Source organism: Sorangium sp. KYC3313, from assembly GCF_052075895.1.
GTDB lineage: Bacteria > Myxococcota_A > Polyangia > Polyangiales > Polyangiaceae > Sorangium > Sorangium cellulosum_B.
Map to the genome: position 1 here is coordinate 326,501 of NZ_CP197255.1, position 23,498 is coordinate 349,998.

Annotated in this window: 19 protein-coding genes; 13 read left to right on the plus strand and 6 right to left on the minus strand. The window is 72.4% G+C overall.

From position 1 onward, the window contains the following. Positions 1-103: 103 nt before the first annotated feature. Positions 104-2,050 carry a CBS domain-containing protein gene (locus ACSRUE_RS01295; RefSeq protein WP_441289434.1) on the plus strand — a complete coding sequence of 649 codons (1,947 nt, stop codon included), beginning with the start codon at positions 104-106 and terminating at the stop codon, positions 2,048-2,050. Positions 2,051-2,287: 237 nt separating this feature from the next. Here the strand turns inward: ACSRUE_RS01295 and ACSRUE_RS01300 are convergent, their stop codons facing one another. Then, positions 2,288-2,494 (minus strand): hypothetical protein, encoded by a 207-nt coding sequence (locus tag ACSRUE_RS01300; protein WP_437762282.1) that lies wholly within the window; start codon positions 2,492-2,494, stop codon positions 2,288-2,290. Continuing rightward, the gene (locus ACSRUE_RS01305; protein ID WP_437530776.1) at positions 2,491-2,703 is read right to left on the minus strand and encodes a hypothetical protein; all 213 of its coding nucleotides are present in this window, start codon (positions 2,701-2,703) and stop codon (positions 2,491-2,493) included. Before ACSRUE_RS01305 ends, ACSRUE_RS01300 begins: the two co-directional genes overlap by 4 nt. Positions 2,704-2,963: 260 nt before the next feature. On the opposite strand from ACSRUE_RS01305, the gene fadI reads away from it, so the two are divergent. The 10 genes from fadI (at position 2,964) to ACSRUE_RS01355 (ending at position 14,732) form a co-directional block, all read left to right on the plus strand. After that, positions 2,964-4,274 (plus strand): acetyl-CoA C-acyltransferase FadI, encoded by a 1,311-nt coding sequence (fadI, locus tag ACSRUE_RS01310; RefSeq protein WP_437762283.1) that lies wholly within the window; start codon positions 2,964-2,966, stop codon positions 4,272-4,274. Continuing rightward, positions 4,271-6,490, plus strand: a complete 2,220-nt coding sequence (gene fadJ, locus ACSRUE_RS01315; protein ID WP_441289435.1) for a fatty acid oxidation complex subunit alpha FadJ — start codon at positions 4,271-4,273, stop codon at positions 6,488-6,490. The genes fadI and fadJ overlap by 4 nt, the downstream gene beginning before the upstream one ends. A gap of 279 nt (positions 6,491-6,769) precedes the next feature. Beyond that, the gene (locus tag ACSRUE_RS01320; protein ID WP_441289436.1) at positions 6,770-7,750 is read left to right on the plus strand and encodes an SDR family oxidoreductase; all 981 of its coding nucleotides are present in this window, start codon (positions 6,770-6,772) and stop codon (positions 7,748-7,750) included. Positions 7,751-7,964: 214 nt separating this feature from the next. Next, positions 7,965-8,474, plus strand: coding sequence for a GNAT family N-acetyltransferase (locus tag ACSRUE_RS01325; protein WP_441289437.1), 510 nt, complete (start codon positions 7,965-7,967; stop codon positions 8,472-8,474). 12 nt (positions 8,475-8,486) lie between these two features. Further along, positions 8,487-9,266: a lysophospholipid acyltransferase family protein gene (locus ACSRUE_RS01330; protein ID WP_441289438.1), complete on the plus strand. Its 780-nt coding sequence runs from the start codon at positions 8,487-8,489 to the stop codon at positions 9,264-9,266. Positions 9,267-9,274: 8 nt separating this feature from the next. Then, the gene (speB, locus tag ACSRUE_RS01335; protein ID WP_441289439.1) at positions 9,275-10,261 is read left to right on the plus strand and encodes an agmatinase; all 987 of its coding nucleotides are present in this window, start codon (positions 9,275-9,277) and stop codon (positions 10,259-10,261) included. Between the two features lie 102 nt (positions 10,262-10,363). Continuing rightward, positions 10,364-11,356 (plus strand): M14 family metallopeptidase, encoded by a 993-nt coding sequence (locus ACSRUE_RS01340; protein ID WP_441289440.1) that lies wholly within the window; start codon positions 10,364-10,366, stop codon positions 11,354-11,356. Positions 11,357-11,482: 126 nt separating this feature from the next. Further along, complete coding sequence (locus ACSRUE_RS01345; RefSeq protein ID WP_441289441.1) at positions 11,483-12,901, plus strand: serine/threonine-protein kinase; 1,419 nt, start codon at positions 11,483-11,485, stop codon at positions 12,899-12,901. Next, positions 12,888-13,895: a tetratricopeptide repeat protein gene (locus ACSRUE_RS01350; protein WP_441289442.1), complete on the plus strand. Its 1,008-nt coding sequence runs from the start codon at positions 12,888-12,890 to the stop codon at positions 13,893-13,895. The genes ACSRUE_RS01345 and ACSRUE_RS01350 overlap by 14 nt, the downstream gene beginning before the upstream one ends. A gap of 129 nt (positions 13,896-14,024) precedes the next feature. Beyond that, the gene (locus tag ACSRUE_RS01355) at positions 14,025-14,732 is read left to right on the plus strand and encodes a hypothetical protein (RefSeq protein ID WP_441289443.1); all 708 of its coding nucleotides are present in this window, start codon (positions 14,025-14,027) and stop codon (positions 14,730-14,732) included. Positions 14,733-14,931: 199 nt separating this feature from the next. Here the strand turns inward: ACSRUE_RS01355 and ACSRUE_RS01360 are convergent, their stop codons facing one another. Both ACSRUE_RS01360 and ACSRUE_RS01365 read right to left on the minus strand, forming a co-directional pair. Further along, positions 14,932-17,838, minus strand: coding sequence for a PBP1A family penicillin-binding protein (locus ACSRUE_RS01360; RefSeq protein ID WP_441289444.1), 2,907 nt, complete (start codon positions 17,836-17,838; stop codon positions 14,932-14,934). Between the two features lie 120 nt (positions 17,839-17,958). Further along, positions 17,959-19,164 (minus strand): serine/threonine-protein kinase, encoded by a 1,206-nt coding sequence (locus tag ACSRUE_RS01365; RefSeq protein WP_437762294.1) that lies wholly within the window; start codon positions 19,162-19,164, stop codon positions 17,959-17,961. 86 nt (positions 19,165-19,250) lie between these two features. On the opposite strand from ACSRUE_RS01365, the gene pgeF reads away from it, so the two are divergent. Together pgeF and ACSRUE_RS01375 are read left to right on the plus strand one after the other, a co-directional pair. Next, a complete protein-coding gene (pgeF, locus tag ACSRUE_RS01370) occupies positions 19,251-20,063 on the plus strand; it encodes a peptidoglycan editing factor PgeF (protein WP_441289445.1) in 813 nt (270 codons plus the stop codon). A gap of 9 nt (positions 20,064-20,072) precedes the next feature. Further along, positions 20,073-21,335: a bifunctional nucleoside/nucleotide kinase/histidine phosphatase family protein gene (locus ACSRUE_RS01375; RefSeq protein WP_437762296.1), complete on the plus strand. Its 1,263-nt coding sequence runs from the start codon at positions 20,073-20,075 to the stop codon at positions 21,333-21,335. 72 nt (positions 21,336-21,407) lie between these two features. On the opposite strand, the gene ACSRUE_RS01380 is transcribed toward ACSRUE_RS01375, so the two are convergent. Both ACSRUE_RS01380 and ACSRUE_RS01385 read right to left on the minus strand, forming a co-directional pair. After that, positions 21,408-22,406, minus strand: coding sequence for a hypothetical protein (locus tag ACSRUE_RS01380; RefSeq protein WP_441289446.1), 999 nt, complete (start codon positions 22,404-22,406; stop codon positions 21,408-21,410). 89 nt (positions 22,407-22,495) lie between these two features. Further along, positions 22,496-23,488, minus strand: a complete 993-nt coding sequence (locus ACSRUE_RS01385; protein ID WP_437762298.1) for a hypothetical protein — start codon at positions 23,486-23,488, stop codon at positions 22,496-22,498. Positions 23,489-23,498 lie beyond the last annotated feature (10 nt).

A 23,498-nucleotide genomic window follows, 5' to 3' on the forward strand; every position in this document is an offset into this window, starting at 1 on the left:
AGCCAGACGCCCGCCGTCCCGCCGGGGGATCCCCCGCGCCCCCTGCCGCTCGCCGTCGTAGGCTTCCCTGGCGCGAGGGCGAGCGAAAGGCGGGGAGATCACCATGGGCGAGCAGCACGTCTCCGAGCAGGCGAGCGAGCAGCAGCACAAGGCGTTCATGCGGGCGCTGCTCGACGACGTGGAGGCGCTCGAGCGCCTCCTCCTGGAGGATCGCATCGAGTCCGGCGTGCACCGCATCGGCGCCGAGCAGGAGATGTTCCTCGTCGACCGCGCGCTCCGGCCCGCCCCGCTCGCGCTGGAGGTGCTCGAGCGGGCCGCCGATGCTCGGCTCACGACCGAGCTCGCCCGCTTCAACCTGGAGGCGAACCTCACCCCGCTCCCGTTCGGCGGCGACTGCCTGCGGCGGCTCGAGGCCGAGCTCTCGGAGGTCATCGGGCGGGCGGCCGAGGCCGCGCGCGCCGCCGGCGCCGACGTCCTGCTCACGGGCATCCTCCCCACCCTGCGCGCCGGCGACCTCCGCCTCGAGAACCTCACGCCGGCGCCTCGCTACCACGAGCTCAACCGCGCGCTCTTGCGGCTGCGCCAGGGCGACTTCCGCGTCTCGATCCACGGGCTCGACGAGCTCGAGCTGACCCACGACAACATCCTGCTCGAGTCGTGCAACACGAGCTTCCAGGTCCACCTCCAGGTCGGGGCGCGGGAGTTCGCGTCGCTCTACAACCTCGCCCAGGCGGTGACCGCGCCCGTCCTCGCCGCCGCGGTCAACTCGCCGCTGCTCCTCGGGCAGCGGCTCTGGCACGAGACCCGGATCGCCCTCTTCGAGACCTCGGTCGACACCCGCCCGAGCGCGCTCGAGGGCCGGCAGCACAGGCCCCGCGTCCACTTCGGCGACGGCTGGGTGCAGGGCGGCGTGCTCGAGCTCTTCCGCGAGGACATCGCGCGGTTCCGCGTGATCATGACCGCCGACACCGGCGAGCGCCCCGCGGCCGTGCTCGCGCGCGGGGAGGTGCCGGACCTCAAGGCCCTGCGGGTCCACAACGGCACTGTCTACCGCTGGAACCGCCCCTGTTACGGGGCCCTGGCCGGGGTCGCGCACCTGCGCATCGAGAGCCGCGCGCTGCCCTCGGGGCCCACGGTCCTCGACGAGGTCGCGAACGCCGCATTCTTCTTCGGCCTCATGTCCGGCCTCGCCGACGAGCACCCGCGCATCGACCTCGAGATGCCGTTCGAGGACGCCAAGGCGAACTTCTTCGCGGCGGCCCGCCACGGCCTCAAGGCGCAGCTCACGTGGCTCGGCGGCCGGAGCCTTCCTGCCCCGGAGCTCATCCTCTCGCACCTCCTCCCCGCCGCCCGGGCGGGCCTCCTGGCCGCGGGCATCGACGCCGCCGACGTCGACCGGTACCTCGGCGTCGTCGAGGAGCGGGTCCGCCGCGGCCAGACGGGCGCGCAGTGGGCGCTCGGCTCGCTCGCGTCCATGGCCGGGCGGGGCACCCCGGAGCTGCGAAGCCGCGCCCTCTGCGCCGCGATGCTCGCCCGCCAGCGGGAGGAGGCCCGGGGCGGCGGGGCCGGGCGCCCGGTGCACGCGTGGGAGCCCGCCGCGCTCGAGGACGACCTGGACCTCGTGCGCGACAGCTACCGGACCGTGGGCCAGTTCATGTCGACCGATCTCTTCACGGTGCGTCCCACCGACATCGTCGACTTCGCCGCGAGCGTCATGGACTGGCGGCACGTGCGCCACGTCCCGGTCGAGGACGAGCAGGGCCGGCTCGTCGGCGTCATCTCCCACCGCGCGCTGCTCCGGCTCGTCGCCCGCGGCGCCGCGGCGACGCCGAGCGGATCCGCGCCGCCCACGGTCGCGTCGATCATGCGGCCCGACCCCGTGACCGTCGCGCCGGACACGCCGACGCTGGAGGCGATGCGGATCATGCGCGAGCACCGCGTCGGCTGCCTGCCCGTCGTCGCGGGCGAGCGGCTCGTGGGCATCGTGACCGAGCGCGATCTCCTCGACGTCTCGGCGGCGCTGCTCGAGGCCTTCCTGCGCGAGGCGTGAGAGGCCGCCCGCTGCCGGCGGCGCGCGCACCGGAGCCGCAGAGAGAGAATGAAACGCAAAGACGCAAAGACGCAAGAAGAAGCGAGAAAAAAATTCTTCTCGACGCCTTTTTTGCGTCTTTGCGTCTTTACGTCTTTACGTCTTTGCGTCTTTGCGTCTTTGCGCCTTTGCGTTTTTTATTCTTCGACCGGCCGGCGATCTAGAGACCCTGCGAGGAGCAGCGCTCCCGCGCGGAGCTCACAGATCGCTGATCTCGACGCACGTCATCGCGTCGCCCTTGGCCTGGCAGTCGAACACGGTGCCGTACGCGTTGAGGAAGCCCTGCTTCGTGCGCGTGACGTGGTACCGCGTCCCGTCGATCTGCCGGATGCTCGTGTAGCTCCCCTGACAGCCGATCGCGCCGAAGCTCGCGAGCAAGAGCCCGAAAATCAAAGAACGCTTCATTCGGCTGCCTCCGTCGTTACCTCGACCTCGGTGCACTCCGCCTTGCCCGGCGCGTCAGGGCACATCCACATCGCAGGCTGGTTGTTCTTGTGACCGGCCACATACACATAACCCGGCGCCGCCGGCGCCGAGTCGCTTGCAAACGTCGCACACCCCGCGAGCGCCGGAGCGCCGCAGAGCAACGCACTGCATAGAATGAGTTTCCGCATGGCCAACCACGCTATCGGCAAGCTCATGCGTGGGCCAAATTAGCGCCCAGGCTGCCCCAACCCTTCTTTCTCGCTCGTCGCTTTCTCGTGGAGCGCCTCGCCGCCTGCGACGCCCTGGCCGCCCACGGTTGACACGACGCGTTAGCGCGCCTAAGGGAATACCCCCGACCGGTGTGCGCTGGCACGCCGGGATCCGGGGGGGCTGCGCGGGGCGCGCGGGGCGGGCTCGCGATGGGCTCTCCGGCAGCAGAGGAGTCGACATGGCTTCAGGCAAGAATGGGAAGGGCGGCAAGGACCGGGTGGCGGTCGTTGCCGGGCTGCGCACGCCGTTCACCAAGGCGGGGACGGCGCTCAAGGCGCTGCGCACGGTCGATCTCGCGGCCACGGTGGTCAAGGAGCTCCTCCAGAGGAGCGAGGTGACCCCGCGCGACGTCACGCTGGTCGTCTACGGCCAGGTGGTGCCGACGCTCGACTGGCTCAACATCGCGCGCGAGGTCGTGCTGCGCACCGGCCTGCCCAAGGACACCGACGCCTACAGCGTCTCGCGCGCGTGTGCCACGTCGCTCCAGGCCATGACGAGCGCCGCCGAGGCGATGCTCGCCGGCCAGCACCACGTCGCCCTCGTCGGCGGCGCCGACAGCATGAGCGACGTGCCGCTCGGCGTCTCCCGGAAGCTCGCCTCCGCGCTGACCGACTTCCAGAAGGCCAGGACGCTCGGCGCCCGGCTGGAGATCCTCTCCCGCCTCTCGCTGAAGGACCTCGTGCCCCCGATCCCGGGCTTCTCGCGCGAGCCGACCACGGGCGAGCAGATGGGCGAGGCCGCCGAGAAGATGGCGAAGCAGAACGGCATCTCGCGCGCCGAGCAGGACGCGATCGCCCACCGCTCGCACACGAACGCCGCGCGCGCCTGGCGCGACGGCACCTACGCGGCCGAGGTCATGCACGTGATCCCCCCGCCTTACGACAAGCCGGTCGAGCGCGACAACGTGGTCCGGGACGACTCGACCCTCGACGCCTACGCGAAGCTGTCGCCGGCCTTCGATCGGCGGCACGGCACGATCACCGCGGGCAACGCGTCGCCGCTGACCGACGGGGCGAGCGCCCTGCTCCTGATGCGCGAGGGCAAGGCCAAGGCGCTCGGCTACCAGCCGCTCGGGTACGTCAAATCGTGGTCCTACGCGGCGGTCGACCCTGGCTGGCAGCTCCTGATGGCCCCGGTGTTCGCCGTGCCGCGGGCGCTCGAGCGCGCCGGCCTCTCGCTCGCCGACATGGACCTCGTCGACATGCACGAGGCCTTCGCCGCCCAGGTCGCGTCCAACCTGAAGGCGCTCGCGTCGCCGTCGTTCGCCGCGGAGAAGCTCGGCCGGTCCACGCCCGTCGGCGAGATCGACCCGGAGAAGCTCAACGTCAACGGCGGCTCGATCGCGCTCGGCCACCCCTTCGCGGCGACGGGGGGGCGCATGGTCCTCTCCACGCTCCGCGAGCTCAAGAAGCGCGGCGGGCAGCACGCGCTCCTCACCGTCTGCGCGGCGGGCGGCCTCGGCGCCGCCGTCGTCCTGGAGGCCGCATGACCACGACATCCGCCGCCACGCCGGCCCCCGCGGCCGCGAGCCCGCTCTCCCTCGAGGTGCGCCCCGACGGCGTGGCCGTCGTCACCTACGATGTCCCGGGCGAGGCGGTCAACACGCTGAAGCCCACGTTCACCGGCGATCTCGAGCGGATCGCGGGCCAGATCGCGAGCAACCCGCTCATCAAGGCGGCGATCCTCGTGTCCGGCAAGGCCGACACCTGGATCGCGGGCGCGGACATCGAGATGCTGAAGGGCGTCGCCACGGCGGCCCAGGCCGAGGCGATGTGCCGTGCCGGCCACGAGGCGATCCTGCGGATCGTGCGCTCGCCGAAGCCGATCGTCGCGGCGATCCACGGCGCCGCGCTCGGCGGCGGCCTCGAGGTGGCGCTCGCCTGCCACGCCCGGGTGCTGAGCGACGACCGGAAGACGGTGCTCGGCCTGCCCGAGGTGCAGCTCGGCCTGCTCCCCGGGATCAACGGGCTCCAGCGGCTCGCGGAGCGCGCCGGCCTGAAGGCGGCGCTCGATCACGGCCTCACCGGCAAGAACATGCGCCCCTCGAAGGCGCGGCAGCTCGGCGTCGCCGACGACGTCGTCCCCGCGGCCATCCTGAGGGAGACGGCCGCGGCGCTCGCGCTCAAGCTCGCTGCGGCCGGCCCGCCGTTCCAGCCCAAGCGGGCGAGCGCGCCGAAGCTCGACTCCGCCGCGCTCACCCGCGCGGCCCTGGAGCGGAACCCGATCGGCCGTGCCCTGCTCTTCCAGCAGGCAGCGCGGCAGACGCGCAAGAAGACCGGCGGGCACTACCCGGCGCCCGAGCGGATCATCGACGTGCTGAGGACCTATGCGGAGAAGGGCTTCGAGGCGTCGAAGGAGGTCGAGGCGCGCGCGTTCGGCGAGCTCGTCGCGTCGAGCACGGCGCATCGGCTGATGGAGCTCTTCTTCGCGACGAACGCGATGAAGAAGGACACCGGCGTGGACGACCCCGCCGTGCAGCCGAGGAAGGTCGAGAAGATCGCGATGATCGGCGCCGGCCTGATGGGGGCCGGCATCGCGTATGTCAGCCTGAACGCCGGCATCTCCGTGCGGCTCCGGGATCGCGACGACGCGTCGATCGGCCGCGGGCTCAAGTACGTGGCCGACCTCCTCGGCGAGCGGGTGAAGAAGAAGCAGCTCACGCCGCTCGATCGCGACGAGAAGCTCGCGCTGCTCACCGCGACGACGGACGGCTCGGGCCTCCGGAGCGCCGATCTCGTGATCGAGGCGGTGTTCGAGGATCTCGCGGTGAAGCACGCGGTCCTGCGGGACGTCGAGGAGCACGGCAAGGACGGGGTGATCTTCGCGTCGAACACGTCGTCGATCCCGATCTCCCGAATCGCGGCCGCGTCGAGGCGGCCGGAGAACGTGGTCGGGATGCACTACTTCAGCCCGGTGCACAAGATGCCGTTGCTCGAGGTCATCCGGACCGAGGCGACGTCCCCCGAGGTGGTCGCGACGGCGGTGGCGGTCGGCAAGCGCCAGGGCAAGACGGTCATCGTCGTGAACGATGGGGTCGGCTTCTACACGAGCCGGATCCTCGGGCCGTACATGAACGAGGCGAGCTGGCTGCTCGCCGAGGGGGTCGCGATCGAGCAGGTCGACGCGGCGCTCGTCGCGTGGGGCTGGCCGGTCGGTCCGCTCGCGCTGCTCGACGAGGTGGGCATCGACGTGGCGGCCCACGTCGGCCCGATCATGCTCGAGGCGTTCGGCGACCGCCTCGCGCCGCCTCCCACGATGGCCAGGCTGGTGTCCGACGACCGGAGGGGCCGCAAGAACGAGCGCGGGATGTACCTGTACGGCGCGGCGGCGAAGAAGAAGGGCAAGGGCAAGCACGCCGACGAGAGCGTCTATGGCGTGCTCGGGCTGCCGGTGCCGAGGGCGAAGGACAGCCCGCCGGTGCCGGTCGAGGAGATCCAGCTGCGCTGCTCGCTCCAGCTCGTGAACGAGGCGCTGCACTGCCTCGGCGAAGGGATCCTCCGGAGCCCGCGCGACGGCGACATCGGCGCGATCTTCGGCCTGGGTTTCCCGCCGTTCCGCGGCGGGCCGTTCCGCTACGTCGACAGCCTCGGCGCCGCGGAGGTGCTCCGCCGCATCGAGATCTACGAGCGCCGCTTCGGCAAGCGCTGGACGCCCGCCCCGGCGCTCGTCGAGGCGGCGAGGACCGGGAAGCCCTTCTACGGCTGAAGAGAGAGAAGAAAAAAACGCAAAGGCGCAAAGACGCAAAGGCGCAAGGGAGAGAGAAAGATTTGTTTCTTCTCCTCCTTGTGTCTTTGCGACTTTGCGTCTTTGCGTCTTTGCGTCTTTGCGTCCTTGCGTCCTTGCGTCCTTGCGTTTTAAATTCTTCATCCATTCACCACGCTCGCCGTTTCAATCGAGCTCCGCGGCCCATCCGCTCCGCGCCCTGATGGCCCGCGCCTTGCTCTCCTCTCGGCGAGGGAAAGACCGCGCGGGAGGGGGCCAGTCATGCGGAAGTGCATTCGCGACGCGGTGGTCGTTATCACCGGGGCATCTTCGGGCATTGGCAGGGCGGCGGCGCTCGCGTTCGCGAGGCGCGGCGCGCGGGTCGTCATCGCCGCTCGGAACGAGGCGGCCATCGAGGAGGTCGCCGCCGAATGCGCCAGCGTCGGCGCGCGGGCGCTCGCCGTCCCGACGGACGTGAGGGACGAGCAAGCCGTCCGAGCGCTCGCCCACGCCGCCGTCGAGGTGTTCGGCAGGATCGACGTCTGGGTGAACAACGCCGCCGTGTTCCTCTACACGCGAGCGGACGAGGCGCCCTACGAGGCCTACCGCCAGGTCATCGAGACGAACCTGCTCGGCTATGTGCACGGGGCGCGGGCGGTGCTGCCCTGTTTCCGCGCGCAGGGCGCCGGGGTGCTCATCAACAACGTCTCCGTTCTTGGCAAGTTCGGCGCGCCGACGATGAGCGCCTACGTGATCTCCAAGTTCGGGATCATGGGCCTCTCGTCCTGCTTGAGACAGGAGCTCTCCAGCACCCCGGACATCCACGTTTGCACGCTCCTGCCCGCGACGGTCGACACCCCCATCTACCAGCACGCCGGCAACACGACCGGCCGCGCCGTCCAGCCGATGCGGCCGATCGTCGACCCCGAGCGGGTCGCGGCGGCGATGGTCTCGCTCGCCGAGCGGCCGCGGCGCAGCGTGTATGTCGGCGCCGCGGGACGCATCGCCGCCGCGGCGTTCGTCGCCTTCCCGGGCCTCATGGAGCGGTTATTCGCGGCCTACGCGATCCGCGCGACCTTCCTGGATCGCGCGGCGCCGTACACCGACGGCAACATCTTCGTGCCCATGAAGCACTGGACCGGCGTGACCGGCGGATGGCGCTCGACCTCGGGCCTCGCCGCGCTCCTCGACACCGCCCGGGCCTTCGCCGGCCTCGCGCTCACACTCCCGTCCACAGCGGCAGAGCGCCTCAGGCCACGATGACATAGCCGTCCTGGCACCCTCCGTACGCGATTCCCCAGCCATCTTGACGCGCCATCGCCCCCGACGTGTCTCTCAACCTCGGGGGTCCTGTGACGTGTTCTCCACGGAGTCCCGGCATGCTGCGCCCACAACGACGATTCAATTAGAATAAGGAGGCGCAACGATGAGCCGTTATGTGGCGCGCACGCTCCGAAGCGATGACTTTTCGACTCTGATGGAACTGGAGACGACCCTCTTCGGCAACGCGGGCGAAGGGGAGCTCGGGCGGTATTACATCCGTCTTTGCTGCGACTTCTTCAAGGACTCTTGCTTCATGGTCGAGGCCGCGGGGAAGCCCGCGGGCTACCTGCTCTCCTTCACGCGCGGCAAGGAGGTCTACTGCACGACCCTCGCCGTCCTGCCCGAGTATCAGGGCTCCCGCGCGACGCACACGCTCCTCCGCGCGTTCGTCGGGTCGATCCTCGGATGGGCGGAGTCGTGCTGGTTCACCGTCGAGGAGGACAACTACGCCGCGCGGGCGCTGCACGCCATGCTCGGCGCCAAGGAGATCGAGGTCCGCCCCGATTTCTATGGGACCGGACACCCGCGCATCATCTCGCGCATCGATCGCGACGCGTTCATGGCCCTCCGGGCTCGCTTCGAGAAGGTGGGGCTCGTCGATCGCCAGGCCGACGCGAAGGAGCCGCGCGCGGCGGAGAGCAGCGGCATCGCCGCGGTGGCCTGAGGCCGACAGACCATGACGACCACCGCGCCGCTCGACCACGACCGCCGCGCGCCGGCGGCGGCCGACCGGCCCTGGACCGAGGCGCTCTCCATCGCCAGCCGGCTCTCCGGCGTGATGGGGCTCGCGCTCGACACCATGTTCCGGACCAGCCTGCTGCCCACGCTGCCCGCCTCGCGCCACCGCGAGAGGGCGCGCCTCCTTCACGGGATCGCCCGGGACCTGTGCGCGCAGCACTCCCTGCACGTCCGCGTGACCGGCGCGCTCCCCGCGTCGCCGTTCGTGATCGTGGCCAACCACGTCAGCTACCTCGATCCGATCCTCCTCGCGTCGCTCACCCCCTGCACCGCCATCGCGAAGCAGGAGATCGGCAGCTGGCCGATCATCGGCGATCGCGCGCGCGATCTCGGCGTGATGCTCGTCGATCGGCGGCGCCCGGCGAGCGGGGCGCGCGTGCTCCGGTGCGCGCTCCGGGCGCTTCGCCATGGCGTCCCGGTGCTGAATTTCCCGGAGGGCTCGACCACCCGCGGAGAGAAGGTCCTCCCCTTCCGGAAAGGCATCTTCGGCGTCGCCCGGATCGCGGGTGTCCCCATCGTGCCCGCGGCCATCACCTACGATGATCCCGAGCTCTGCTGGGCGGGCGACGACACCTTCCTCCCCCATTTCCTCCGCTTCTCCAGCCGCCGAGAGGCGAGCGCCCGCATCGCCTTCGGCCCGCCGCTCGGCGATCACGGCGGCGCGGCCGATCTCGCGGGCCGCGCCCGCGCCGTGATCCTGGACCTCTTGAGCCTGTAGGAGATCTCATGTCTCAACAACGAGCAGCCGCGTACCTGCGGCACGGGCAGACTCCGTTCTTTCGCCTCCCGACCGCGGGCTTCCACGAGGCCGGCGCGTCCGCCTATTCCGGCACCGACGCCGTGCTCCTCGGCGTCCCGTGGGACGGGAGCGTCACATACCGCCCCGGCGCTCGGTTCGCCCCCTACGAGCTGCGCCGCGTGAGCGCGCTCGTGCAGTCGTACCACCCCGGCCACGGCGTCGACGTGTTCCGCGCGATCGACGTGCTCGACGGGGGCAATGTGCCCTTTCCCCCGTTTCACGCGGACTCCGTGCGCGAGCTGATCCAGGCTTCGGTCGACGAGGTGCTCGCGGCCGGCGCGGTCCCGTTCGTCGTCGGCGGCGACCACTCCATCGCGCTCCCGGTGCTCCGCGCGCTGTCGCGGCGCCACGGCCCCGTCACGGTCGTCCACGTCGACGCGCACCTCGACACGAGCACCTCGGAGGTGTGGGGCGAGCCGTTCCACCACGGCACGCCGTTCCGCAACGCGATCGAAGAGGGGCTGATCGCGCGGAGCGCGCTCCACCAGATCGGCATCCGCGCCACGTGGGGCCACCCGGAGGAGGGCGCCTTCGCGGCGCACGCCGGGGCGACCCTCTACGGCATGGATCGGATCGACCGCGACGGCGCTCACGCGGTCGCCGCCGCCATCAGGGCAGCCGCGGGCGAGTCGCCCGTCTACATCTCCTTCGATATCGACGGCATCGACCCGGCCTATGCCCCGGGCACCGGCACGCCCGTGCCCGGCGGGCTCACCTCACGCGAGGCGTTCCAGCTGCTCCGCGGCCTCGCGGGGATCAACCTGGTGGGCATGGATCTCGTCGAGGTATGCCCCGCCCTGGACCACGCCGACATCACCCTCCACCTCGGCGCGCACCTCCTGTTCGAGGGCCTGGCCCTCCTCGCGACGCGCAAGGGCGACAAGCGCGACCAGCGCGACCAGCCGCACGAATGACGCGGATGACGCGAATGACGCGAATCATGGAATCGCGCCACGTGAATCCGCTCAATCCGCTGGCGTCCGCCGCCATTCCGGTGTCACATAAGAGACACTGGGATGACACGCTCGCCCGATCTTTGTGGCCGCTACGCGGATCTCCCGCAGCTCGATGACGCCTGGGCACGCCTGGCGCACACCTACGGCGGACGGGAAATAACGATCGGGACGTCCGCAAACGGAAGGCCATTGCGGCGCTACGACTTCGGCAATCCGCTCGGTCCGACGTTCCTGCTGACGTCGCTCATGCACGGGGTCGAGGTGATCGGCGGGCTCGCGCTGCTCGATGCGGTCCGGTCGATCCTGGCGAGCGGGCGCGTGGGCGCGGCGGCGCGGGCGCGGCTCGTCGTGGTGCCGGTCGTCAACCCCGACGCGTTCGCCGACAACCTGGAGCGCCTCCGCGGCGAGCGGCGGGCGTCGCAGCGCTGCAACGCCCGCGGCGTGGATCTGAACCGGAATTTCGCGCCGCTGTCCTCGTCGCGGCCGCTGCACCCGTTCGCGGGCTCGCGGCTCCGGTGGTCGCCGCACTACACGGGGCCTCACGCCTTCTCGGAGCCCGAGTCGCGCGCCCTGCGCGACGTCGCGCTGGAGACGCGGCCTGCGCTCGCGATCGGCTTTCACAGCTGCGGCAACTTCCTGCTCTACCCGTGGGCGCACACCGACGTGCCCAACCCGCGCGAGCCGCTCTACCGGGCGCTCGGCGACGCCTTCTGCCAGGCTCTGCCGCGCGAGCGGTACGAGGTACGCCAGGCGGCGCACTGGTACCCCACGGTCGGCGACATGGACGACTGGCTCGACGCCAACCTGGGAACGCTCGCCTTCACGGTGGAGGTCAGCCGTCCTGCACGCTCCTTCCGCGATATCCGCCGCCTGCTGAACCCGTTCTGGTGGTTGAACCCGCGCGAGGCCGACGAGGCGATCGCCAACGTCGTCCCCGGCGTCGGCGCGCTCCTCTGCGACGCCCTCGACCGCGGCGTGGGCGGCGCGCCCTCGCGTGCGGCCCCGCCGATCGACGCGTCGCCTGTGGAGCTCTTCGCCGACGCCGCCGAGTGAAATGGCCGCGCACGCGGCGTGCGCGCCGATGTCGGCGGCCGCCATCCCGCGCTGGCCAGAGGGCGACGGCGGCGAGGGCTGTCGAAAAGTGCCAGTCCCGCGCGCAGCATCCACTATCCTTCGGGCGTGGACGCCGCCACGCCCCGCATACCGCCGACCGTGCGGATCAGCCCGAGCGCGGCGGCTCGTCAGGCCGGCGCCGACGAGTCGGACATCTGGCAGCACACCTCCGACGAGGTCGTCGACGGCAAATACCGGCTGGTCCAACCGCTCGGGCGCGGGGGCATGGCCGAGGTCTGGCTCGCCGTGCACGTCACGCTCAAGACCGAGCTCGCCGTGAAGTTCCTCAGCGCCTCGCTGACCGGCGACGCGGAGCGGAGCCGCACCGTCCTGGAGAGGTTCCGGTTCGAGGCCCAGATCTCGGCCCGCCTGAGCGCGCGCACGCGGCACATCGTCGCGGTCCACGACGCAGGGGTCCACGACGACATCCCTTACCTGGTGATGGAGTACATCCCGGGGCGAACGCTGTTCGCCGAGGTGCGCCAGAAGGGGCCGATCGATCCGGCGCGCTTCGGGCACATCCTTGATCAGATCGGGGACGCGCTCACCGTGGCGCACGACATGGGCATCGTGCACCGCGACCTGAAGCCTTCGAACGTGATGCTCGTCGACACGCCCGGCGCGGAGCTGACGGTGAAGGTCGCGGATTTCGGCATCGCCAAGGCGCTGCACGGCGATCTGGGCCTGGATCGACCGCAGGAGACGGAGGCCGACGTCATGCTGGGCTCGCCGAACTACATGAGCCCCGAGCAGCTCGCCTCGCCGCTCGCGGTCGACGCGCGGGCCGATGTCTGGGCGCTCGGCGTGCTGGCCTACGAGGTGCTGACGGACTGGACGCCTTTTCAAGGCAACAGCATCGCGGAGATCATCGTGGCGGTCAGCACCCGCGATTTCGAGCCTGCCACGGAGGTCCGGCGATCGCTCCCCCAGGGGCTCGACGCCTGGTTCTCGCGCGCCCTCGCGAAGGGGCCGGCGCAGCGGTTCGCCTCGATCCGCGAGATGGTCGGGGCCTACCACGCCGCGCTCTCGGCGCCGCCGCCCGAGCGGCCCGCGGAGGTCGCGGCGCCGCGGCGGCCACGGCGGGTGGCGCCCGCCGTGGCGCTGGCCTGCCTGACCGCGCTCGGGGGGACCGCCGCGCTGGCGGCGCGCCTGCTCGATCGGCCGCGCCTGGAGCAGCCGGCGCGGCTCATGGCCCCCGGCGTGCGGGGCGCGCTCCAGGCGGTCGCGCTGCGCTCACCGCCCCCGCCGCAGCAGCCAGCCGCGGAGGAGCCGCCGGCCACGGCCGAGCCGCCGGCCTCCGCGGCGGCGCCCGAGCCGCCGGCCTCCGCGGCGGCGCCCGAGCCGCCGGCCTCCGCAGCGCCTGCGCAGCCGCGCTCGTCCCAGCGCCGCCCCGGGGCTGACAAGGCCGCCCCGCGCGCGACGGCGACCGCCGCGCCCACGGTGCCCCGGCGCCGCAAGGAGATCGACAAAAGTGAGACCTTTTGAGCGACGGCTCATCACGCTCTGCAGCGTCGCCATGCTCGCGGCGGCGCCGGCGCGCGCGCTCGCCATCGGGGCCGAGGAGGACGCGAAGACGCTGTTCGCCCGGGGCCGCGAGCTGCGGAGCACCGGACAGTGCGACCAGGCGGTCATCGCCTTCCGGAGCGCGCTGGAGATCTACCCCGAGGGGCTCGGCGCGCTCCGGAACATCGCCGAGTGCGAGGAGGAGCTCGGCCGCTATGCCTCGGCGAGGCGAGACTGGTGGGATCTCCGGCGCGCCGCGCTCCAGTCCAACGAGGCGAAGTACGCCGGGTGGAGCGATGACGCCGAGGCCCGCTACCGGGCGCTCGGCAGCAAGGTCGGGACGCTGGCCGTCCGGCTGAAAGGCGCCGAGGGGCGGCCGCCGGTCCGGGTGGTGCTGGACGGCAAGCCCCTCGACCCGAGGCTCCTCGGCGTCGAGCTCGAGCGCGATCTCGGCGCCCACACGGTCGAGCTGTTCTACGGCGGCGCCGCGCCGATCGCGGAGCGCGTCGAGCTCACGCCTGGCGCCCATCAGGTCGTGACGCTGGCCGTGCCCGCGCCGCTCCCGGCGCGCGACGCGCTCTCCGCGCCGAGCGCCTCCGACACGCCGGCCAGCGGCGTTCGCGTGGGCGGCTACGTCGCGCTCGGCGTCGGCGGCGCCGGCGCGATCGCGACCGTCGTGGCGCTGGCGGTGCGCGCCGGCGCGCTGTCCGCGGTCGAGGAGGGCTGCTCCCCCGCCGGCGGAGGCGCCTACGAGTGCCCGCCGTCGCTCCAGGACGACTACGACACGGGCAAGACCGCCTCGACGCTCGCCGGCGTCTTCGCCGGCGTCGGCCTCGTCGGGATCGGCGCCGGCGTCACGCTGCTCCTGCTGAGCCCTTCCGAGCCCACGGCGCCGGCCGCTGGCAAGCCGGCGGCGGAGCTCGTCCTCACGCCAGCCCCGGGCGGCCTCGGCTCGCGCCTGCTCGTGAGGTTCTGAGGTCCGGCGATCGGGCGCGGCCGGCGCCGCGACACGGCGGCGTGGGAGCGCGGGCCGCTGAGCTTGTCTTTCCGCACGCGGGCGCTACCCCATGATCGAGGCGAGGGCGCGCGAGGCGGGGAGGTCGAGATGAGCTCACAGCGAAACAAGATCCTTGGTTCGATTGCAGGGAGCGGCGCCGTCGCCGTCCGCGGGGCGGCGGAGGCGCTGTTCTCCGCGGCGGGCAAGGGGCTCCTCGACGAGGGCACGCGGGAGGGCCTGAAGCGCGTGATGGTCGAGAACACCACGGCGGTCGTGGACGCGCTCGCGCCCGGGCTCTCGCTGGGCACGCAGACGACGGCGAAGCTCATCGCGGATCAGGGCGGAACGCAGGCCGCCGCGATCGTCGCGCAGGCGGCGGGGCGGCACGCGGGCCAGGCGGCGCTCACCGACGGCGTCTCGACCGCGGTCGCGAAGGGGCTGGCCCGCGAGGCGATGAGGGCCGCGGGCCGGGAGGTCCTGAAGGGCGCGGGCAAGGCGGCCGGTATCGGGTTCGTGATCGAGGGCGCCTTCGGTGCCTACGAGGGCATCACGGCCTACCAGCGAGGCGAGATGACGAGGAACGAAGCGCTCGCGCACGCGGCGCAGGAGGCCTCGACAGGCGCGGTGGCGACCGGCGCCGGCGTGCTGCTCGCGGCGGGCCTCGTCGCGGTGACCGGCGGCGCCGCGGCGCCTCTCGTCTTCGCGGTGGGCGCTGGCGGCGCGATCGGCGCGAAGCAGGCCCTGCGGCGGCTCGTCGACCGGGTGTCCTCGAAGGTCCTGGCCCGTAACGTCGCTGGCGAAGGCCAGGTGGGATGACGCCACGAAGGTGGCGTGTGTCCCGGCCAGCCCGAGATCGGCGCCGGCGCCACGATCCGAGCGGGCATGTCGGCGCCTGGCACCGGGCAGGGCGGCGGCCGGTCCGAGCGCTTCGAGCGCCGGGCGGAGTGGACGCTCTCCTTCCGCACCGGCCTCCGCGCCCCTCTCGCCGATCGGTGCGCCCGTGCGCCCGCGCCGCTCAGAACGGCGGCGGCGCCGTCTCACCGGTCGGCAGCGGGCCCGGCTCCGGCGCGTGCTCCGACTCGACCGGCGCTGGCGCGGCCCCCGGCTCCACCGGCCGCGGCCCCTCACCTGGCGCCGGCGGGGTGCCCTCCTGCTCGGCTGGCGCCCCGCCGTCCGCCGGCTCCGCGCCCGCGTCCGCCTCGGGGACCTGCGCCACCTCGGTCGGCTCCGTCCCGGCGACGAACACCTCCTCGATGGCGTCTTCCTGCCCCTCGCGCGCGAGGAGGCCCGTCAGCGGATCGATCTTCACGCGCACGACGCCGCTCGGCACCGGGAAATCGGCGGCCGGGCGCTTCGCATGCGCCTGCTTCATGAAATCCACGAACGCCGGCAGCGCCGCCATCGCGCCCGTCTCGCCGCTGCCGAGCGGCGCCGCGTCGTCGTAGCCGGTCCACACGGCGCACGCGATGTCGGTCGAGTAGCCCACGAACCAGGTGTCCTTCGACTGGTTCGTCGTCCCCGTCTTGCCGGCGATCGGGCGCCCCAGCGAGCGCGCCTGCCTGGCGGTCCCGCTCTGCACGACCGACGTCAGCACGCTCGTGAGCACGTAGGCCTCCTCCTCCTCCATCACGCGGTGCCCCGGAGGGCGTGGCGGCAGCGGGATCTCCACCCCGCCGGGGCCGACGATCTTCGTGATCAGGACCGGCTGCTCGTGGACGCCGCCCGCAGCGATGCTCGCGTACGCGGTGGCCATCTCGCGCGGCGTGACCTCGTAGGCGCCGAGGGCGAGCGACAGATCTGCGCCGAGCTTCGACTGGACGCCGAGCGCGCCGGCGAAGGCGACCACGTTCGAGGCGCCGACGCGCGACAGCGCCGTCACCGCGGCCACGTTCACGCTGTGCGCCGCCGCCTCCCGGAGCCGCGCCGGCGACTTCCCCTCGCTCTCGTCGTAGTTCTGCGGCTTGTACCCGGCGATGGCCAGCGGATCGGTGTCGAGGATCGTCGCCGGCGTCAGCGTGCGCGCGTGGATGCCGTAGCCGTAGACGAGCGCCTTGAACGTCGACCCTGGCTGCCGCCGCGCGAACGTCGCCCGGTCGAGCCCGCCGCGCATCGCCTCGTAGCCGCCGACGAGGGCGACGATCTCGCGCGTCCGCACGTCGATCGCGACGAGCGCCCCCTCGGGTCCGAGCTCGAGCCGCAGCGGCACGGGGGCCGCGGGCTTCCCCGGCTTGCCCGCGGGCGGGGCGCGCCCAGCCTCTCCGGCGGCGTCCTCGTCCTCTTCCTGGCCGGCGGCGGCCGCTTCGACGACCGGCTCCGGCGCGGGGCCGATCAGGCTGACGCGCACCACCTTGTCGACGTCGGCGAACTTGCTCGGCGGGAGCCCGTTCGGGTTGTACCGCTGCGCGCCGCGGAGCGTGACCGTGCCTTCCAGCGTGCCCACGCGCACCGAGAGCGTGCCTCGGGCGTCGTCGGCGCCCGTCACGACCCCCCGGAAGACCTTGTGGCCGGCGGGCGTCCCCTCGAAGGCCAGCGGCTCTTTCTTGCTCCGCGCGAGCGGGCCGAGCAGCTTGTGCCGCTTCGCGTAGGCGTCGAGGTTCTTGCGGACGGACGCGCGCGCCGCCGCCTGCATCGCCGGATCGATCGTGGTCGTGATCGTGTAGCCGCCTTGCTGCGCGGCGGGCCCGACGAGCTCGCGCAGCACGCGCTGCGCCTCCGCGACCACCTCGGGCGCGAGCTCGGCGAGCGATTCGGTCTCGATGGCGAGCACGACCGGCTCCTGCTTCGCTTGCGCCACCTGGATCTCGTCGGCGAAGGCCTTGCGCTGCATCTGATCGAGCACGAAGTCCCGCCGCGCCGCGGCGCGCTCGAGGTTCACCCGCGGCGAGTACACCGAAGGCCCCTTCACGACGGCGACGAGCAGCGCGGCCTCGGCAAGCGTCACGTCGCGCACGCTCTTCCCGAAGTAGTAGCGGCTCGCCTCCTCGACCCCGTAGCGGCCGTGGCCGAAGTAGATCTTGTTGAGGTAGAGCTCCAGGATCTCGTCCTTGGTGAGCTCCTGCTCGATCTTGCGGGCGAGGATGATCTCGCGCGCCTTGCGGTTGAAGGTCCGGTCCGGCGTGAGCAGGACGTTCTTCACGACCTGCTGCGTGATGGTGCTCGCGCCCTGCCGGGCCCGGGTCGAGCGGAGGTTCACCGCGAGGGCGCGGAGCATGCCGAGGTAGTTCAGCCCTGCGTGCTCGTAGAAGCCTGCGTCCTCGGCGGCGAGCGCGGCCAGCTTCACCTGGCTCGGGATCTCGCCGATCCGCACCACGGTGCGCCGCTCGGTGAAGACCTCACCGAGGCGCGTCCCGTCGCGCGCGAGGATGCGCGTCACCTGCGGGGGCCGGTAGTCCTTGAGCTCGTGGGTCGAGGGGAGATCCGCCTCGTAGTGCCGGATGACGAGCGCGATCGTGGCGGCGGCGAGGACGAGCAGCGCCGCGAGCGCGATCCCGATGCGCTTCGCCCACGTCGCGATCGTGGGGCCTCTCTCCTGCGGGGGCGCCCCGTCCGGCTGGCTGGGCGGGCGCTGCGCGCCCTCGAGGTGCGGCGCGCTCGCCGGCCGCGTTGCCCCGCTGATCCGCTCCGGCGGCTCGCTCCCTCGCCCCGGCGGCCCCGACCGCCGCGCCGGCGGCTCCGACGCCTGACGCAGCGGATCCGATGCCTGACGCAGCGGATCCGACGCCTGACGCAGCGGATCCGACGCCTGACGCAGCGGGTCCGACGCCTGACGCAGCGGATCCGACGCCCGACGTAGCGGATCCGATGCCTGACGCAGCGGATCCGACGCTTGACGCAGCGGATCCGACGCCCGATCCGGCGCATCGGCCTTCCTGACCGGATCGTTCTCGTTTCCCCCTGGGTTCCGTGATTGCTCCGAGGCCATGACGCCGTCCCCGTGAACGCTGGCGCAGGCGATGCGCATCCAGAGCGCCCGGCGCGCCGGCGCGGCGACGCTAGCACGCCCGCGGAGGCTCGCCTCGATCCGGGGCGCGCTCGCGGAGGATCAGCCCTGGAAAAGCCGCATGGCCACGATGGTGATCAGGATGCCCGCGATCAGGCAGCCCGCCGCGATGCCGACGAGGAGCAGCGGCTTCGCCTCCGCCTTGGCCGGCGCCTTGGTGGGCTGCTTGGCGAGGGGCGCCGGCGCGGGCGCTGGCCTCGCGGACGGCGCCGGCGGCTGCTGGACCATCTTCACCGTCTTCGCCGGCGACTTGAACGCGGACGACGCGGGCCCCTTGTTCGCCTGGAGCGCGGCGGCGTGCTGTTTCGACGCTTGCTCGAGCGCCGCGTTCGCCTTCTTCGGCATCATCGCCGTGTAGCCCTTGCCCGCGCCGCCCGCGAACGGCTTGAGCGCGTCCGCGAACTCCGCGGCCGACTCGAACCGATCCTCGGGCCGCTTCTCGAGCGCCTTGCCGAGCACCGCGCCGAGCCCCGGCGGAAACTGCTTCCCGGGGACGCGCTCGTCGAGCGGGATCGGGTTCCTCGTCACGTGGTGCTGGATGTACTCCATGGGCGTGCGCGCCTCGAACGGCAGCTTGCCCGTGAGCACCTCGTACAGGATCGTCGCGAGCGAGTAGATGTCGCTCCGCGCGTCGAGCACCTTGCCCTGCGCTTGCTCGGGCGACATGAACTCCGGCGTCCCGAAGACCATGCCCTCCTGCGTGAGCATCACCGACCCCGGCCTGAGCTCACGCTCCGTCACCTTCGCGAGGCCGAAGTCGAGCACCTTCGGGTAGTCCTTCAGCCCGCCGTTGGTCGACAGGAAGATGTTCTCGGGCTTGAGATCGCGGTGCACGATCCCCTGGATGTGCGCCTCCTGCAGCGCGCCGCAGACCTGGATGAGGACCGGGATCGCGCGCTCGACGGGCAGCGGCCCTTCCTTGCGGACCACCTGGTTCAGGTTCTTGCCCTCCAGGTACTCCATCACGATGTACAGCGAGCCGTCCTCGAGCTCGCCGTAGAGCAGCACCTTGACCGTGTTCGGGTGCGTGAGGTGGCTCATCGCCCGCGCCTCGCGGCGGAAGCGCGAGACGAGATCCTTCCGGTTCGCGAGCTTGGGGTGGAGGATCTTCACCGCCACCATCCGGTTCATCGCCGGCTGTGCGGCCTTGTAGACCGACCCCATGCCGCCGGAGCCGATCTTCTGAAGGATCTGGAACTGCCCTCCGAGCAGATCTCGACCGATGTTCGGGTCCGGACCGGCAGCCATGCGTGGAGCCGGAAAATACCACGCAACCCACCCGTATCGTCTATGACCGAAGCAGCCGACGCATCGGATCCCGCCGTGGAGCCAAAATGACCGTAAAAATTGACGCCCCCGGGGCGGCCGAGGCGCTCCAGAGCCCGCTCCTCGCCGCCGCCGGCGTCTCGCACGCCTTCTTCACGCGGCGCGGCGGCGTCAGCGCCCCCCCGTGGGACACCCTGAGCTTCGCCATCGCCCTCGGCGACGACCCCGCCGCCGTCCGGGAGAACCTGGAGCGCGCCGCGCGGCGCCTCGGCATCCCGGCCGCGCGGCTCTATTTCCTCAGCCAGGTCCACGGCGTCGAGGCGCGGGTCCTCACCGGTGAGGAGGATCGCGACGACGTCGTCCGCGAGATCGGGGACGTGACCCTCTCGCGCGTACCCGGCGTCGGCTGCGGTGTCCGCAGCGCCGACTGCGCCCCGATCCTCCTCGCCGATCGCCGGACCGGCGCCGTCGCCGCGGTCCACAGCGGCTGGCGTGGGACCGTCCGCCGGGTCGTGGTCGAGGCGGCCCGCGCGCTCCGCTCGCTCGCCGGCCCCGGCGCGGATCTCGTCGCGGCGATCGGCCCGCACATCGAGGCCTGCTGCTTCGAGGTCGGCGACGACGTCGCCGCCGATCTCGCCGCGTGCTCCAGCGCGGGCGCCGCCGCCGTCGTCCGCGGGGCGCCCGGCGCGCGCCCGCACGTCGACGTCCGCCGCATCCTCAAGGCCCAGCTCGCCGAGGTCGGCCTGGACGCAGCTTCGGTCGAGGACGTCCCTGGCTGCACCGCGTGTGACCCCGCCCGCTTCTTCTCGTACCGGCGCGACGGACAGCGCAGCGGCCGCCTGCTCTCCGTCGTCGTCGCCGGCCGTACCGTCATCGGCTAGAACGCTCCCATGGTCTCGCTCGCGCGTGACTCCTCGCCGATCGTGCTCGCCATGGTGGGCCTGCCCGCCCGCGGGAAGACGTCCATCGCCCGCAAGATCGCGCGGTACCTGTCGTGGCTAGGCCACCCCACGCGGCTCTTCAACGTGGGCAACTACCGCCGCGCGCACCTCGGCACCGCGCAGCCGCACCAGTTCTTCGACCCCAACAACACCGAGGGACGCCAGGCGCTCCTCGGCATGGCGATGACCGCCCTCGACGATCTCATCGGCTGGCTCAGCTCCGGCGGCGAGGTGGCGATCTACGACGCCACGAACAGCACGCGCGCTCGCCGGAACCTCGTCATCGAGCGCTGCCAGGCGCACGGCTTCCCGGTCGTCTTCATCGAGTCGATCTGCAACGACGAGTCGATCATCGAGACCAACGTCCGCGAGACGAAGCTCCGCTCGCCGGACTACCAGGGCGTCGACCCGGAGGCGGCGCTGCGCGACTTCCGCGCGCGCATCGCGCACTACGCCCGCGCGTACGAGCCGCTCGGCGAGCCCGAGCGGAGCTACATCAAGATCATCGACGTCGGCCGCCAGGTCGTGCTGAACCGCATCCACGGCTACCTGCCGGCGCGCCTCGTCCCGCTCTTGATGAACATGCACCTCACGCCGCACCCGATCTGGCTGACCCGCCACGGGGAGAGCGTGTTCAACGAGAAGGGGCTGCTCGGCGGCGACTCGGATCTCAGCGCGCGCGGCGACGAGTACGCGAAGAACCTCTCCGCGTTCATCCACGAGCGCGCCGGCGACGAGCACGTCAACGTCTGGACGAGCACGCTGCGCCGCACCATCCAGACCGCGCGCCCGATGACGCAGAACCACGTCGCCTGGCGCGCCCTCGACGAGATCGACGCGGGCGTCTGCGAGGGCATGACGTACGAGGAGATCCGCCAGCAGATGCCCGAGGTCTTCAACGCGCGCGCGGCGGACAAGTTCCGCTACCGCTACCCGCGCGGCGAGTCGTACGAGGACGTCATCCAGCGCCTCGACCCGCTGATCATCCAGCTCGAGCGCCAGCGCTCGCCCGTGCTCGTGATCGGCCACCAGGCGGTGCTGCGCGCGCTCTACGCCTACCTCGTGGATCGCCCCGCGCCCTCGTGTCCGACGCTGCCGATCCCGCTGCACACCGTCATCGAGCTGACCCCGACGGCGTATGCCTGCGAGGAGCGCCGCTTCCAGCTCGCGCCCGCCGTCCAGGGCGGCGACTCGAGCACCGCGCACCCCTGAGGCAGCGCGGCCGCGCTGGAGGTGCGGGCCGCGCTGGAGGCGCCGGCCGCGCTGCGGCGGGGCCGCGCCGGCTCAGCGATCCCGGCTGATCAGCTTGCGGAGGAGCTCCAGCGGGTGGAACGGCAGCATCGCGGCCATGTCGCTGTCGGTGCCGGCCCGCTCGAGCACCGCCCGCACCGCCGGCGCCACGATCCCCATCGGGTCGATCCGCTCGACGAGCGCGCGGAGCGCGCTGAGCGCCGCGCGCCCCGCGTCGATCCCGAGCGGGATGGCGAGGGCCGCCGGCACCGGCGCGAGGATCACGTCGCGCACCGCGACCGCCCTGGCCCAGGCGCCCGGGCTCGGGTCGACCTCGAGCTGCCGGATCGTCTCCGCCTCCGCGAAGCAACCGAGCGACAGCTCCCCTGCCCGCTCCTCGATGGCGCGCGAGAGGTGCCGGTAGTCGCGGCGCCAGTCGCCCGCGAGCAGCCCCATGTCCTCCCGCACCTCGTCCGGCCCGAGGATCAGGTTGATCCCGCGGGCGTCGCGGCGGAGCGCGACGCTCGTCCAGAGCTCCCCGCCTTCGAACAGGCCGATCACCACCGTCTTGCCGACCCCGGCGAGCGACTCCAGCGTGCCGCGCACGACGCCCGCCGAGGGCATCGGCACGCCGCGCAGCCTCGCCGGCCAGAGATCGATCCTCCCGGCGAGGAGCTCCTCGCGGGCGAGCTGCAACAGCAGGAGCGACTGGCCGATGAGGTCGTCGCCGCGCCGCACCCGCGCCCCGAACCGCTCCACGACGGCCTCGAGGACGCCCGCCTCGATGACGGCGGCCCAGCTCGCGTGGTGGCTCGCGGCGAGCTCCTCCGCGGAGAGCGGGAGGGCGCGCTGCGCGTCGTCGATCCGGAGCCGGCCCGCGTCCGTGTGCACGAGCTTCCTGAGCTTGCCGCCCGCGTGGACCGCGACGACGCCTCCGCGCGGACGGCCGACCTCGCGCTCCTCGATGACCGTGCGCCTGGGCCGGAACAACGACAGCACGCGGACCCAGTCGGTCGCGGTGAACCCCTCGAAGCGGACGTCGGGCGAGAGCACGGGGCGAGCCTACCGCCGGCGCGCTCGCTGCGCGAGCGTCACCCCGGAGCGCGTCGCCAGCCCGGCGCGCGCCGCCTGCCGGCGCACGGCTACGCCCCCCACCAGAGCATCTCGTGCACCTGGCTCTCGCCGCGGACGGGCACGATCACCCGGATCTTCTGGCCCTCGATCTGGAGCACGTGGGCGGGGAAGCTGTCCGCCGGGTAGTAAAGCGACTTCACGAAGCCGTTCGCGTCGAGCCAGAGCAGGTGCACCCCGTCCGCGGTCGCCCCGTGCATGAGGAGCATCCGCCCGCCGCCGAGCAGCGCGAACTCCATGCTCTTGAAGCCCAGCTCCTCGAAGCGCTCCGGGGACGGGAAATCGTCGCCCACGGACCTGAGCTCCGGCAGGTGCGCGCGGAGGTGCTTGTAGAGCGTGTCGTAACGGACCTTCGCGAGCTTCGGGATCCGCCGGTCGCCCGCGGCGAGGATCGGCAGCCGCTCCGCGTCGAACGTCGGCACCTCCACGTGGGTGCGGTAGCGATCCACGAGCCTGCCGCGGCCGATCTCCTCGTCGCTGAGCGCCTTGAGCCACCACTGGAAGATCGCGAGATCGCCCGTCCCTGCGCTCGACTCGAGCCGGACCAGCGACTCCCACAGGGGCCTCCGGACCTGCCATGTTCCGCCGTGATTCTTGACGACGCACGCCCCGACGTAGAGCGCCCCGTGCGTCACGAGGGTGACGAGCATGGGAGGCTCTCCGCCCGCGCTCGCCGCCGGCGCGCCGCTCGATCCGCGCGCGCCGGAAGGACCGCCTGCCGGCGCGAGCCAGGCGTCGCGTCGCTCGCGCGTCAGCGCCGCGCCCAGCCGGTGGACCGACGCATCGGAGAAGTCGAGCCCGAGATCGGGCGCGCCGAACGCCGCGGGCGCGAGGCGGGCGAACACCTCCGCCGCGTGGTCGATCTGGGCCAGGATCGACGGGTTTCCAGCCGGGTTCGCGTCCGTGGAGCGCACGCCTGCCAGGTCGGCGAGCGCGCCGGGCGGGTAGTGCGGCGCGAAGAAGCGCTCGAAGATCTGGGCGGCCGTGATCGGTTCGGCGGGCATGGCTCGGGGC

What these genes read in the sequence shown, in the direction of transcription:
- ACSRUE_RS01385 (WP_437762298.1), bottom strand. Translation starts at nt 23,488, where the DNA reads ATGCCCGCCGAACCGATCACGGCCGCCCAGATCTTCGAGCGCTTCTTC.
- ACSRUE_RS01340 (WP_441289440.1), top strand. Translation starts at nt 10,364, where the DNA reads ATGACACGCTCGCCCGATCTTTGTGGCCGCTACGCGGATCTCCCGCAG.
- ACSRUE_RS01320 (WP_441289436.1), top strand. Translation starts at nt 6,770, where the DNA reads ATGCGGAAGTGCATTCGCGACGCGGTGGTCGTTATCACCGGGGCATCT.
- ACSRUE_RS01305 (WP_437530776.1), bottom strand. Translation starts at nt 2,703, where the DNA reads ATGCGGAAACTCATTCTATGCAGTGCGTTGCTCTGCGGCGCTCCGGCG.
- ACSRUE_RS01375 (WP_437762296.1), top strand. Translation starts at nt 20,073, where the DNA reads ATGGTCTCGCTCGCGCGTGACTCCTCGCCGATCGTGCTCGCCATGGTG.
- ACSRUE_RS01330 (WP_441289438.1), top strand. Translation starts at nt 8,487, where the DNA reads ATGACGACCACCGCGCCGCTCGACCACGACCGCCGCGCGCCGGCGGCG.
- ACSRUE_RS01355 (WP_441289443.1), top strand. Translation starts at nt 14,025, where the DNA reads ATGAGCTCACAGCGAAACAAGATCCTTGGTTCGATTGCAGGGAGCGGC.
- speB (WP_441289439.1), top strand. Translation starts at nt 9,275, where the DNA reads ATGTCTCAACAACGAGCAGCCGCGTACCTGCGGCACGGGCAGACTCCG.
- ACSRUE_RS01325 (WP_441289437.1), top strand. Translation starts at nt 7,965, where the DNA reads ATGGAACTGGAGACGACCCTCTTCGGCAACGCGGGCGAAGGGGAGCTC.
- fadI (WP_437762283.1), top strand. Translation starts at nt 2,964, where the DNA reads ATGGCTTCAGGCAAGAATGGGAAGGGCGGCAAGGACCGGGTGGCGGTC.
- ACSRUE_RS01365 (WP_437762294.1), bottom strand. Translation starts at nt 19,164, where the DNA reads ATGGCTGCCGGTCCGGACCCGAACATCGGTCGAGATCTGCTCGGAGGG.
- pgeF (WP_441289445.1), top strand. Translation starts at nt 19,251, where the DNA reads ATGACCGTAAAAATTGACGCCCCCGGGGCGGCCGAGGCGCTCCAGAGC.
- ACSRUE_RS01360 (WP_441289444.1), bottom strand. Translation starts at nt 17,838, where the DNA reads ATGGCCTCGGAGCAATCACGGAACCCAGGGGGAAACGAGAACGATCCG.
- ACSRUE_RS01295 (WP_441289434.1), top strand. Translation starts at nt 104, where the DNA reads ATGGGCGAGCAGCACGTCTCCGAGCAGGCGAGCGAGCAGCAGCACAAG.
- ACSRUE_RS01300 (WP_437762282.1), bottom strand. Translation starts at nt 2,494, where the DNA reads ATGAAGCGTTCTTTGATTTTCGGGCTCTTGCTCGCGAGCTTCGGCGCG.
- fadJ (WP_441289435.1), top strand. Translation starts at nt 4,271, where the DNA reads ATGACCACGACATCCGCCGCCACGCCGGCCCCCGCGGCCGCGAGCCCG.